This is a genomic window from Nitrospiraceae bacterium, from assembly GCA_020632595.1.
Classification (GTDB): Bacteria; Nitrospirota; Nitrospiria; order Nitrospirales; family UBA8639; genus Nitrospira_E.
This window is the reverse complement of record JACKFF010000005.1, coordinates 112,565-124,424: the sequence shown is the minus strand read 5'-3', so window position 1 is coordinate 124,424 and position 11,860 is coordinate 112,565. Positions and strand designations below refer to the sequence as shown.

Annotated in this window: 11 protein-coding genes and 1 tRNA gene; 1 reads left to right on the top strand and 11 read right to left on the bottom strand. The window is 48.1% G+C overall.

Annotation, left to right across the window (positions count from 1 at the left end; all coding sequences use genetic code 11):
• The first annotated feature begins 463 nt into the window (after positions 1 to 463).
• Positions 464 to 772, top strand: a complete 309-nt coding sequence (locus tag H6750_11315) for a hypothetical protein (protein ID MCB9774897.1) — start codon at positions 464 to 466, stop codon at positions 770 to 772.
• A 151-nt stretch (positions 773 to 923) separates the two neighbouring features.
• On the opposite strand, the gene H6750_11310 is transcribed toward H6750_11315, so the two are convergent.
• The 11 genes from H6750_11310 to atpG form a co-directional block, all read right to left on the bottom strand.
• Positions 924 to 1,076: a hypothetical protein gene (locus H6750_11310; protein MCB9774896.1), complete on the bottom strand. Its 153-nt coding sequence runs from the start codon at positions 1,074 to 1,076 to the stop codon at positions 924 to 926.
• A gap of 13 nt (positions 1,077 to 1,089) precedes the next feature.
• Positions 1,090 to 1,494, bottom strand: a complete 405-nt coding sequence (locus tag H6750_11305; GenBank protein ID MCB9774895.1) for a sxtJ — start codon at positions 1,492 to 1,494, stop codon at positions 1,090 to 1,092.
• Positions 1,495 to 1,512: 18 nt separating this feature from the next.
• The gene (locus H6750_11300; GenBank protein MCB9774894.1) at positions 1,513 to 3,381 is read right to left on the bottom strand and encodes a carbamoyltransferase; all 1,869 of its coding nucleotides are present in this window, start codon (positions 3,379 to 3,381) and stop codon (positions 1,513 to 1,515) included.
• Between the two features lie 165 nt (positions 3,382 to 3,546).
• Positions 3,547 to 4,338 carry a dienelactone hydrolase family protein gene (locus H6750_11295; GenBank protein MCB9774893.1) on the bottom strand — a complete coding sequence of 264 codons (792 nt, stop codon included), beginning with the start codon at positions 4,336 to 4,338 and terminating at the stop codon, positions 3,547 to 3,549.
• A 164-nt stretch (positions 4,339 to 4,502) separates the two neighbouring features.
• A complete protein-coding gene (locus tag H6750_11290; protein ID MCB9774892.1) occupies positions 4,503 to 6,221 on the bottom strand; it encodes a glycosyltransferase family 39 protein in 1,719 nt (572 codons plus the stop codon).
• A gap of 322 nt (positions 6,222 to 6,543) precedes the next feature.
• A tRNA-Arg gene (locus H6750_11285) sits at positions 6,544 to 6,620 on the bottom strand.
• An 892-nt stretch (positions 6,621 to 7,512) separates the two neighbouring features.
• Complete coding sequence (locus H6750_11280) at positions 7,513 to 7,953, bottom strand: hypothetical protein (protein MCB9774891.1); 441 nt, start codon at positions 7,951 to 7,953, stop codon at positions 7,513 to 7,515.
• A 34-nt stretch (positions 7,954 to 7,987) separates the two neighbouring features.
• Positions 7,988 to 8,959: an RluA family pseudouridine synthase gene (locus H6750_11275; protein ID MCB9774890.1), complete on the bottom strand. Its 972-nt coding sequence runs from the start codon at positions 8,957 to 8,959 to the stop codon at positions 7,988 to 7,990.
• A 31-nt stretch (positions 8,960 to 8,990) separates the two neighbouring features.
• A complete protein-coding gene (locus tag H6750_11270) occupies positions 8,991 to 9,446 on the bottom strand; it encodes a F0F1 ATP synthase subunit epsilon (GenBank protein MCB9774889.1) in 456 nt (151 codons plus the stop codon).
• Positions 9,446 to 10,903, bottom strand: coding sequence for a F0F1 ATP synthase subunit beta (atpD, locus tag H6750_11265; protein ID MCB9774888.1), 1,458 nt, complete (start codon positions 10,901 to 10,903; stop codon positions 9,446 to 9,448). The genes H6750_11270 and atpD overlap by 1 nt, the downstream gene beginning before the upstream one ends.
• Before the next feature lie 71 nt (positions 10,904 to 10,974).
• Entirely contained in the window at positions 10,975 to 11,850 is an 876-nt protein-coding gene (gene atpG, locus H6750_11260; protein MCB9774887.1) for an ATP synthase F1 subunit gamma, read from the bottom strand.
• Positions 11,851 to 11,860: the final 10 nt, after the last annotated feature.

Genomic DNA, 11,860 nt, shown 5'->3' with positions numbered 1-11,860 from the left:
GTCAGGCTTGCCCCATTTTGCACCACTTGCCCAAGGTCATTTTCAGGTTTTACCATAGGGGCATAAACTCAATTCCACCAACAATATGGTGCGCCCATGCAGTATTCTACACCATCCAGAAATCCTCCTCATCCTTTTCTCAAGATGCTAAAAAAGATTTAGCCGAGATCCAGTCCCGCGAGGGTGTGGAGATAGGCAGCAGGGAAATCTGTTCCATCATTTGTCTTGGGGTTGTTTCTGCTTGGACTCTCAGCCCAGTGAAAACATGCCAAAGACAAGTGACGGATTAAACCCTATCTATCGCCCAACCGTTCACAACAAAGTCGGAAATATCGACAATTAAAGCAGGATGGACGGTAATTGGAAGACAACAATTGGGGTTGCCAAAAAAATATTTAGACTAGGTTTTAGTTCTTTACCCCCTTGATTTCCGATCGTATCGAACAAAGAGGAGGGGATGATCATGAACCGTAATCTATTCACCATTAATATAATAGGGTGTATGTTATTGGGAAGTACGTTAGCCTTGGGAAATCCCGGCATGCTGCCAAACCATCCAGGGTATCCAATGGGAGACGCGAAGTCTCCGGTGACGGGGCAACCGGTAGCCAATGACCCTGGAAAATCTCCGCCCAGCCAGGAGGAATCACTCCAGCAAGCGGCAGGATTTCATGATGCACATGCCCTGAATCCCGGAAAGGAAGAACGGCCGAACATTGTGTCGCCTGGAGCCTTAAAATCCATGGACACAAAGAGTAAGTCCACGAAATAAGTGATAAGTCCACAATGTGTCCCCGTACGATCGGGAACACCAAGGGGTCTCAAAAGGAGGGGGCTTGAAGCTCCCTCCTTTTTATTCAGGAGGCTTACCTTGTCTGTCACTCAAAACAAATATCCTAGAGCCACCATCCCTCCCCCTCGAGTTAGAACAAGGTATAAATAAAGGGAGCAACGGCTGAACCTTCACTCAGGATTATAAGACCACCGAGCAATAAGAGCATGATGATGATGGGGGCGAGCCAGAACTTTTTTCGTTCCCGCATAAAGTCCCACAATTCCCCAAGAAAACCTGTCATCTGTTGTTCCTCCTTAGAAGGGTTTTAGCACATGGTCTGCGGCTCTGGCTTTTTTGACTACGCGGTAGCTGTTCGCCTTAGGGTCATAACCAAGTTGCAATGGTCGTTTCCCCAATAATCCCATAACAAACGACATGGGAGTAAACATCCCAAAGAACAGGAGGCTTAATATTATCCGGGAATTGATCCAACCTAATTTTTCGCCGATCTTCATCCATACGCGATGCAGGGGCCCAAGCCCTTTTGGAAAAACCATTCCCATTACCCCAAAAACCACGGCGATAAGACTCGCCCATACTCGAAGGCTTTCTCCATGAATAACCAGAGGCCATACAGCTACGATTAAAAAGACTCCGCCCATTAGCAAGCCAAACGAGCGAAGATCCTTGTTCGTTGGTTGATGAATCGTTGATGTCATATCGTTACTCTTTCACGCTTAATCCAATTCAAATTCTTTCATCCACGTTTCATCCTTTTCCACCGGCTTTTGGAATTCCTTCAAAACGAGACAATTTTCCAGCACAAGGACATCCATCTCCGTCCGCATGAAACACCGGTAGGCATCTTCAGGGGTACAGACAATCGGTTCACCCCTAACATTAAACGAGGTATTGATCAACACCGCACACCCTGTTTGCTTTTCAAATTCCTGCAACAATTGATAGTACCGAGGATTGGTGTCAGGAGACACCGTCTGAACCCTGGCGGAGTAATCCACATGGGTCACTGCCGGAATATCCGATTTGGGAACATTGAGCAGATCAATTCCCCAAAGTTTTTGTTGATCCGGTTGTACCGCTCGTCGTCGCTTCTCGGCAACCGGGGCCACCAATAACATGTATGGACTATCGGTATCCATCTCAAAATACTCAGACACTCGTTCTCTTAAAACCGATGGCGCAAAAGGACGGAAAGACTCCCGATATTTAATTTTTAAATTCATGACCGATTGCATTTTCTCGCTGCGGGGGTCACCCAAAATACTTCGTCCTCCTAGAGCCCGAGGACCAAATTCCATGTGCCCCTGTAACCAACCAATAACCTTTCCCTCAGCCAAATACTGCGCCACTCGACGATACAGGTCCGAATCCTCCACACGCTCATAACTGGCCTCAAGCTGTTGGAGGCTGGATTCAATGTCCTGGTTGGAAAAACGTGGTCCTAAATAACTGCCTCGCATCGCATCACTTGGACCCTGGCATACCCGGGGCTGATTCAGATAGCTGTAATGCACATTTAAGGCCGCTCCCAACGCGCTCCCCGCATCGCCTGCGGCAGGCTGAATCCACAGCCCGCTGAATGGACCTTCCCGCAGCACTCTTCCGTTTCCGACACAATTCAAGGCCACCCCTCCGGAAAGGCAAAGATTGGAAAGGCCCGTTTCTCGATGAAGACTGTTGGCCAGACGAAGCATGACCATCTCGGTGACTTCTTGTACAGACCGGGCCAGATCCATTTCCCGCTGGGTGAGAGTACTTTCCGCCTGACGCGGAGGACCGCCAAATATGGCGTCGAACTTGTTGTTGGTCATCCGTAAGCCAGTACAGTAATCAAAATAGTCCATATTGAGTCGGAAGGTGCCATCCGGCTTCACATCCACCACATTGTCCAAAATCGTTTTCACATACTTGGGCTCCCCATAGGGAGCAAGCCCCATTACTTTATATTCACCGGAATTGACCTTAAACCCCGTATAGTAGGTAAAAGCGGAGTACAGCAGACCTATGGAATGTGGAAAAGGAATTTCCCATAGAGGTGTTAATTGATTTCCCCGCCCGATCCAGGCTGAAGTCGTTGCCCATTCGCCTACCCCGTCCATACATAGAACAACCGCTTCCTCATAAGGAGAAGGGAAAAAGGCCGCAGCCGCATGTGATTCATGGTGCTCCCCAAAGAGCAACGGTGGTAGGTTGTCTTTTTTTTCGAGACTCCCCACCTGACGAAAAGCCTTTTCTAGTAAGTTTCGCAGAAATAGCTTTTCTTTGATCCACACAGGAATAGCGGTCAAAAACGATCCAAGTCCCTTGGGGGCATAGGACAAATATGTTTCCAACAACCGTTCAAATTTCACAAAAGGTTTGTCGTAGAACACCAGATAATCGACATCGCGCATGCCAACCCCGCCTTGCCGGAGACAATACTCAACGGCATGGCTCGGGAATCCGGCATCATGTTTTTTTCGCGTGAACCGTTCTTCTTGGGCAGCCGCCACAATCCTGCCATTCTGGATGAGACAAGCCGCACTATCGTGGTAATAGGCGGAAACGCCCAGAATTGAAGTTAATTTCCTGTTTGGCGATATCATGTTTTTCCTTGGAATAAGAGCTTGCCTTTGCCATGTTGGATGGCCTGTTCAGACGGAAAACCTGTAAACACAAATTTTTCGGTGAAGATGAATAAGAACTTGATCAACGATTCTTACCTGTTTCCTCTTTGATCGATAGAAAGCCTCCTGCCTGGCGAATTCTACTTATCGAAACAGTTCATCAAAAAACATTTTCATGTGTTCCCATGACCGTCGATCAGCTTGTTCTTGATATTGTACACCGTTCATCCCATATTGATTGGCCGATGGGTTTGTGAATCCATGTTGGGCACCACCAAAAATCACCATGTGCCAATCTAACCCGGCCTCATCTAAAGCATGTTTAAATTTCCTAATGTGGTCTTGGCTAAGAAACGGATCGGCCTCCCCATGGGCAATAAGAATTTTGACTGAACTCTTTACGGCAGAATATGCGGGCGGAAGAGGGAGCGACCCATGGAAACTTACGACCCCTTTGACCGGTGCTCCATCATACACCATTTGCATAACGGTCGCCCCTCCAAAACAATACCCAATAGCTGCTAAACGGGTTTGATCTACCAGGGGGTTAGTCTGAAGAAGCCGAAATCCCTCATTCGCTCTGGCCTGCCACATCTTTACATTGGCTGTGGTTTGTTGCATCCATTGCCTGGCCTCATCGGGATGAGTGGTCACTTTTCCCTTTCCATACATATCCACCGCCACCGCTACATATCCCAGGGCCGCCAATTGTTCCGCACGAGTTCGGGCATATTCATTTAGTCCCCACCATTCGTGAACAACCAAAATACCCGGACGTTTACCTTTTATTTCATCATCCCAGGCCACAACTCCTTCCAAACCAACTTCCCCATGGTTATAGGGAATAGTCTTAATCTGCACTCTGGCTTCTACTTGCGAAGACCAGGCACACACGATCATGAGGAGACATAATCCTAATCGATGGAAATAATTCATGATTTTTGCTTGTTTAATGATTTGGTAAGCATGTAGACCGGATGGCAGACGAGGGCATATTTTGGACTTAGGACTATTTCCCCCATCCATTAACCTGAATCGCTTCATAGGGGCCAGATACTAAATTTTACAGTGAATTCAACATTTGGCAAACTTTTTTGAATTCATTGTTTTTGGGTGTCCCAAGAATCCGCCAGCTGTGCTCTCCAACCGAGAGAAAGAAGCACAATGTTCTTTTTTGAACGGTAGAATTCAAATAATACATTGGCACTTAAATTGGGGGCATCGGAAATGATTTGTTGATACTGGTCCTTGGTCATCATCACCAGACGCGTAGATTGTTGAACATCCCTTTTGAGTTCTTCCAACGCCAAGGAATCTTTAAGACCCTTTCCCACGATTCGTGAACGACCATGGAGATAATCCCAATAAAATTCATCTTCATCCCCCCGCCAATCCCATGACTGAAACACCGATATTGGATCAGTTTGATTATTCAGTCGCCGTTGATTTTCGTCAAATGCCAGCCTGGGGGAACCTTCCGCTTGAATACCAGGAATAATAAATCCGGTCACCGTCACCATAAGGGCCACACCCAACACCCCCACACCCATCAGACCCATTCGCAGATAATTCTTGACGGCCAGGCCGATCATTATCAGGCCTAACGTGCCTAATCCAACACGAAGAATCAAAGGCATGACGTCCAACGGAACATGCCATTTTTTTTGCAACAGAATAGGTCCAAGAAATACCGAAACCAAAAAAATGCCACCCAAGCATGCTAACAAGCCCCTCAACATACCCTTTCCTTCTAATACTGGCGCTTCACGCAGAAGTCGATGATACACATAGCCGACTAACAAACCGAATGCCGGGAGGAGAGGCATAAGATATCGTTCATGCTTTTCGGGCCCCAAACTCAACGCCACAAAGTACACCACGACCCATAGAAAGACCCACAATTCTTTCGGCGACTCAAGCCAGGGGCGACGCTTCCATAGGAGAAAAAGACCAGATGGAAGTAAGGCCGACCAGGGGAAAAAGTCGAACCAGATTACTAGACCATACCAAAAAATGGGACGTTTGCCCCAATAGGCCTCCCACGCAGAATATTGTTGATCGCCCGATACGCTGATCATGCGTTTGAGATTTTCTTCAAAGAAAAAATGCTGTCTGAATTCGGGGCCAAGTAACAAGTAGTAGCCACTCAGTAACAAGCCACTCAACACGAATCCAACCCAAAAATACGATTCCCGGAATACTCGTTCATCACGGCGCATCCATAAGAATATTCCCATCACCAGAACCGGCAAGGCCATGGCATGTAACGTTTTGACCATTGAGCCCAGTGCCAACGCCATAAAACCGATCAGATACCAATACTGTGATGATTCTTGAAAATACGCGCGGGCCCAGGCATACATTCCCAACGTCATACAAAAAGTTAGTACCGGGTCGATTATGGCCAATGGACCAAACCACAAACCCGCATAACAGGTCGCACATACCAGGGCGGCCCAAGATCCTGCCATCCCTGAAAACAACAGGCGTCCTAAATAATAGGTCGTTATCATCGTTCCCAAACTGGATACAATCGACGGCAACCGTAACGCAGCCTCACTCCATCCCAAACCATGAATGAATCCCGCCTGAAGCCAAAAGAAAAGAGGTGGTTTACTAAAGTACGGCTCTCCCCGTAACCAAAGATGCACATAATCCTCGGCCGCCATCATGGTGTGGGTGATAATGGCGTACAAACCCTCGGTTTCCCCAAACAAAGAAATAGAGGCATTGGAACTAAAGGCCAGAAAACCAATGACCACGAGAAGGGGAATATGGATAGATGGGCGTTCAAGGAACGCGACCCAGGAGCTATTCATTTGAGAAAAGGAGATATCTCACTACCCATGATGGTCAATTCCAACAAATAGTCTGGATTTGTTAACTCAAGAGGCTATTCGACCAACTCATTTCTCAGAATCCCGGAAAAAGATACCAACTTTGATATGATGAATGGACAACAATACTATTACGCTTGCCCTAATTGAAAATAGGCCATGCATCAGCAGGAAGGAAATAATGAAACAGAAGAATCGACATTGCCTGACGTGTGATGAGCTTCAACAATTACGTATGCGTGTATTGCCCTACGAGCGGGAAGAGGGGATGTTACCATCATCAAGACCACAGGGGAAGTCTGAATGGTGCGCCCGGAGGGACTTGAACCCCCAACCCTCGGCTCCGAAGGCCGATGCTCTATCCAATTGAGCTACGGACGCATGAAGAATTGACTTTATACATCCCACCAAACTCCCCGTCAACCAATCTCTCATTTCGTCAGGTTTCGCCTGGTCGTTCCGGCTTCTTTTTATTCTCCATTAAGGCATGTTATCAGTTACTCGCTTTCACCTCTCGGGCCCACCCCTCTGGGGAATAGTCAAAGAAACTCCTATTGGGTTGAAATGGGCTTGAGCAAGATTTTTCATATTTTTGAACGTCAGGAATCCAATGATACGTACCGAACAGTTGGCCTCTGATACCATTATGTTTCATGTGCAAGGACCCCTTAATAAACAAGTTGCCAAAGAATTGGGTTTGTTGGTCTTTCATTCCTACCACTTAGGGTGTAAGACCTTCCTTTGCAATCTGAGCCTGGCCATAGCGTTAAATAATGATGCTCAGTACCACCTGAGCTTAATTGGAGAAGGGTTACGAGATAAAGGAAGGAATTGGCGTGTGATTTTCCCGCCCTCTTCGAACGGAGACCAGCTTATCCTCAGAACGGGTCTTCAGTTTCTTGCTCCTGCAAACTTGAACTGATCCTTGTTCTCGAAGAAGAATCCCATCGACCATTCTTTTTCGGTGAAAAAAATAAAAATCCTTACTCGACTCTGCTCCTTTTCAAGTCCTCCTAGAATTCAGCTGATAACCAAAAATTTCAGCCATCCTGGCCTTTTGCAATAATTTGTAGACGTTCATCTCAAAAACATCTCATATTTTTTGAAATGGAATTCCGGTCACAAATTGCGGGTATGAGGGAAGGATAAAGTTTCCACAAATAAGACCAGGGCATTATTCCGATTGTTCTCGCAGAAATTTTCCTTGCGATTATTCCCCAATCAAAATTCCCTCAGCGAGATCTGGGTATCCTGCGCAGTTTTGACAACAAGCTTAATACGATTCAGGGGTAGGGAGATCGACTTCGGATTGTGTGGCTTCTGGGACAAGTTTTTCTAAACGGCGATGATAATCACGAAGACGTTGTTGTTGGGATGAAGTGAATTTAATAGTTTCCTGATTGTGCAATTCCACCAACTGTTCAACGCATTGCAACAGCGGAGGAACGGCGTCAAATACTTTCCCCGCCTCGAAGGCTTCTAAAGATTCGACAAATAAGGGAGGGAGAGTTTTATACGTGACCCCCACCCGGTCACGAAATCGATAGACCGTGGTTTCATAGGCATCGACTGCCTCCGGGGTCGGACGAATTCCACCAGACAATGCCAGCATGGACTTGGCCGGGACCTTTGCGGCAAAAGCCGAGAGACTGGCAATCAGTTCTCCTAATGTGTCAACCACCTGCCCAGGTTCCAGCTTTACCTCTTTTTTCATATCTTGAAATCTACTCCAATCGCTTGCCTGCTTGTCAAGACGACCATGCGTCTTCCCTGCCCTTCAAGCCATTCAGTACGGTCACCATATCTTCCGGCAATTCGGCTGAAAATGTCATCATTTTGTTTGAAACAGGATGTACGAAGCCAAGAACTTTGGCGTGCAACATCACACGGGGAATCCCAATCCCTCCAATAGCCATGACCTTTTTCCCTCCATAGGTTTGGTCACCCAAGATCGGACATCCGATAGCCTTGAGGTGAACTCTTAGCTGATGCGTGCGTCCTGTGCCAGGGAATAACTCTACATGTGCCGCCGCTGCCCCAAATCGTTCTTTCACACGGTAACCGGTTAGCGACTCTTTGGGATTGGTTGTGCGTGCGGAAAAGGTTTTCCGATCTTTGGTATCTCGTCCAATCCACAACTCAATCCGGCCTTCCCGCGTCTTTGGCCCTTCCCACACAAACGCCTCATAAACGCGAATGATGGAATGAGCTTTGAATTGTCCCGCCAATAACCGGTGAGCTTGATCATTTTTCGCCACCACTAAGATTCCGGTCGTTTCCTTGTCAAGGCGATGCACCAACCCCGGACGTTCCTTTCCTCCAATAGTTGAAAGATGCCCTTCCCCGCTTTGCATGTGATGCAGGAGCGCATTAACTAAAGTCCCGGTCCAATGACCAGGAGCGGGATGAACCACAAGGCCTGCCGGTTTATTGAGAACCAGTAGGAATTCATCTTCATAGAGAATGACAAGGGGAATCGGTTCAGGATTGATTGCCACGGGCTCTGGACGCGGTACGACCAGCACAATGAAATCACCAGGCCTGACCTTGTGGCTGGGTTTCACAACCTGACCACCGACCGTAATATGGCCATCTTCGATTAATCGTTGGAGGGCTGTCCTGGAAAAATAGGGTTCGCGATGGGCAAGAAAATGATCAAGGCGTTTGGGCGATTCGCCTGCGGTGACGATGAACTCCGTCCGCGTAGCGACATGCGGCATGGCAGGTAGAAAAATGGGGCGGTCAATTACTTTATATAAGACGGGAATCGGCCTGTTGGCGGTGGCGACCGGCAATTTTTTGCCGGAGGCGGGCCTTTTCTAAACTGACGCGAGCTTCCTCTACTTCCGAGGGTAGCCCACCACGCTCCAGACGCTCTTCCGCTTTTCGAACAGCATCCTCGGCCCGTTCCACGTTAATGTCTTCTGCTTTTTCGGCAATTTCTGCCAGAATCGTCACCTTAGTCGGCGTCACTTCAGCAAACCCCCAGAGCACAGCCATGTATGCAGTCTGTTCTCCAATACGGTATTGAAGTTCGCCAATCCGCAGGGTGGTCAGAAAATGACAATGGCCGGGCAGGACACCGAAATCCCCCTCGCTTCCAGGAGCCGAAACGTAATCGACTTCCTTACTGAGCAACCGGTGATCGGGGGTGACCACCTCCAAAAGAATCTTTCCTGATGACGCCGTCACGCCAGCACCTGCCATTATCGTTTGTATCCGAGTTTTTCAGCTTTTTCGATGGCTTCTTCGATTGGCCCAACCATATAGAAGGCCTGCTCCGGAAGATCATCGTATTTTCCATCCACGATTTCTTTGAAGCTTCGAACGGTATCAACGAGTTTCACATATTTCCCTGGAGAGCCGGTAAAGGCTTCTGCCACATGGAAGGGCTGAGAGAGAAACCGTTGGAGTTTCCTCGCCCTGGCCACAATTTGTTTGTCGTCTTCCGACAATTCGTCCATACCTAAAATTGCGATAATATCCTGGAGATCTTTATAACGTTGCAAGGTGCCTTGCACCCGTTGCACTACTTGGTAATGTTCCTCTCCCAGAATATGGGGATCTAAAATTCTTGAGGTGGAATCCAATGGATCGACCGCAGGATAGATGCCCAACTCGGCCAATTGCCGGGACAACACGGTAGTGGCATCCAAATGGGCAAACGCCGTTGCCGGAGCTGGGTCAGTCAAGTCATCAGCCGGGACATAAATCGCTTGAACCGAGGTGATGGATCCCTTCTTGGTCGATGTAATCCGTTCTTGCAAGGTTCCCATCTCCGTACCTAAAGTCGGTTGATAGCCGACGGCTGATGGCATTCGACCGAGCAAGGCGGAAACTTCGGATCCCGCTTGAGTGAATCGGAAGATGTTGTCGACAAAGAGCAGCACATCTTGATGCTCCTCATCACGGAAATATTCGGCGATGGTCAGTCCGGTAAGGCCCACGCGGAGACGCGCTCCAGGGGGCTCATTCATTTGACCATAAACCAAAGCGGCTTTCGATTTGGAGAAATCATGGGGATCAATGACTTTGGACTCCTGCATTTCATGCCAAAGATCATTACCTTCCCGAGTTCGTTCACCGACTCCGGCAAAGACTGAAAACCCGCCGTGGTGAAGGGCGATATTATTGATAAGTTCCATGATGATGACGGTTTTTCCCACACCGGCGCCACCAAACAACCCGACCTTTCCCCCTTTGGCATAGGGCTCCAACAGGTCAATGACTTTAATTCCGGTTTCCAATATTTCTGTTTTGGTTTCCTGGTCTTCTAATGCAGGGGCCGAACGGTGAATAGACCACCGTTTTTCCGTTTTGACGGCTCCGAATCCATCAACAGGATCACCCAAAACATTGACGACCCGTCCAAGGGTTTCCCGTCCAACAGGAACAGAAATCGGTGCACCGGTATCTTTCACCTCTAAACCACGGACCAATCCATCGGTCGAAGACATTGCCACGGCCCTTACACGGTTTTCCCCAAGGTGTTGGGCCACTTCCAATGTGACCTGAATGCCTGACTGTACGTCTTGATCTTCCGATCTATGGGTGATCGTTAATGCATTAAAAATATTAGGAAGTTTTCCTGGAGGAAACTCCACGTCCACCACCGGTCCAATGACTTGAATGACTTTTCCATTTCCGACATCCGTACCCACCATAGACTCCTTGGTTGAAAAAGATTGGTGAACGGTACACGGGACCCCGTGCCCGGCCAGGATCAACCTTCGATTTATTTCAGGGCCTCTGCGCCTCCCACGATATCCATCAATTCTTTGGTAATCGCGGCCTGGCGTGTTTTGTTATAAAATAAGGTGACCTTTTTGATTAATTCTCCGGCATTACGTGTGGCCCCATCCATGGCCGTCATTCGTGCAGCCTGTTCCGCAGCAGCCGACTCTAATAAGACGCGATACGTCTGTATTTCAAAATGCTTAGGCAATAAGGTGGCTAACAATTCATTTTCATCGGGTTCATAAAAATAACCCCCACCCGTCGCCGGCTTCTCCCTTTCGCCGGACTCCTGGACCGATTCAATTGGGAGCAGCCTTTCGACGATCACCTGCTGCTGCATGACCGATTTAAATTCGTTATAGACCACATACAGTTGATCAAAGGTGCCTTCATGATATTGAGAAACGATGTTTTGCCCGATATCCAGGGCGTGCTCAAAACTGAGCCGATCGAAAACCCCTCCCCATTGTTGACGAATCTTCCAATGGCGTCGTCTGAAAAAATCAATAGATTTCCTTCCGGCCAAACTGACCGAGACCTGCTTCCCCTGGCTGGCCTGCTCCTCTAAAAATTCAACGGCCTGCCTGAGAATATTGGTATTAAAAGCCCCGCAAAGCCCGCGGTCGCTTGTAACCACCAGAAGTTCAGTCGTATTCCCGTCACGTCGTTGCAGAAGAGGATGAGAGGCGCGATTGACCCGTTCGCTCAGGTTTCCCATGACTTCTCGTAACTGATGAGCATAGGGCCTAGCGGCGAAAATTCGATCCTGCGCGCGTTTCAACTTAGCCGCAGAAACCATTTTCATGGCTTTGGTTATCTTCTGCGTGTTTTTGACAGACGCAATCTTTCGTCGGAGGCTTTGAAGACTTGGCATAGCAAAAAAC

Coding starts and splice junctions, on each gene's coding strand:
- atpD (MCB9774888.1), bottom strand. CDS start 10,903: ATGGTGGGTACGGATGTCGGAAATGGAAAAGTCATTCAAGTCATTGGA.
- H6750_11315 (MCB9774897.1), top strand. CDS start 464: ATGAACCGTAATCTATTCACCATTAATATAATAGGGTGTATGTTATTG.
- H6750_11280 (MCB9774891.1), bottom strand. CDS start 7,953: ATGAAAAAAGAGGTAAAGCTGGAACCTGGGCAGGTGGTTGACACATTA.
- H6750_11275 (MCB9774890.1), bottom strand. CDS start 8,959: ATGCCGCATGTCGCTACGCGGACGGAGTTCATCGTCACCGCAGGCGAA.
- H6750_11270 (MCB9774889.1), bottom strand. CDS start 9,446: ATGGCAGGTGCTGGCGTGACGGCGTCATCAGGAAAGATTCTTTTGGAG.
- H6750_11295 (MCB9774893.1), bottom strand. CDS start 4,338: ATGAATTATTTCCATCGATTAGGATTATGTCTCCTCATGATCGTGTGT.
- atpG (MCB9774887.1), bottom strand. CDS start 11,850: ATGCCAAGTCTTCAAAGCCTCCGACGAAAGATTGCGTCTGTCAAAAAC.
- H6750_11310 (MCB9774896.1), bottom strand. CDS start 1,076: ATGACAGGTTTTCTTGGGGAATTGTGGGACTTTATGCGGGAACGAAAA.
- H6750_11305 (MCB9774895.1), bottom strand. CDS start 1,494: ATGACATCAACGATTCATCAACCAACGAACAAGGATCTTCGCTCGTTT.
- H6750_11290 (MCB9774892.1), bottom strand. CDS start 6,221: ATGAATAGCTCCTGGGTCGCGTTCCTTGAACGCCCATCTATCCATATT.
- H6750_11300 (MCB9774894.1), bottom strand. CDS start 3,381: ATGATATCGCCAAACAGGAAATTAACTTCAATTCTGGGCGTTTCCGCC.